Source organism: Streptomyces hilarionis (assembly GCF_024539675.1).
Lineage (GTDB): Bacteria > Actinomycetota > Actinomycetes > Streptomycetales > Streptomycetaceae > Streptomyces > Streptomyces hilarionis.
The window spans coordinates 1-261 of sequence record NZ_JAHHIT010000767.1 but is presented as its reverse complement, the minus strand read 5'-3'; the positions used below and the strand labels follow the sequence as shown (position 1 = coordinate 261).

The 261-nt window shown below is 62.1% G+C and carries 1 pseudogene; it reads right to left on the bottom strand.

Features of this window, described 5'->3' with window-relative positions:
* Window positions 1-261: pseudogene (locus KMS84_RS44660) on the bottom strand (type I glyceraldehyde-3-phosphate dehydrogenase); the annotation flags it as partial.

Here is a 261-nt window from a genome sequence, read left to right as displayed (position 1 = left end):
CGTCGATGATCGATGAGCGGGGGTCGGTGCGGTAGTCGATGGACACCAGCGGGCGCTCCTCGAAACCGAGGATGTCCTTCAGCTCGTTTTCCGAAGCATCCTTCAGGAACTGGTTCACTTCCTCGACGGTCGTGGCACGCTCGACCTCGAAGACACAATCGGTCAGCGAAGCGTTGGCCAGCGGTACGCGTACGGCGTGACCATTCAGGCGCCCACGCAGCTCCGGGAAGATTTCGGCAATGGCGGTGGCCGATCCGGTAC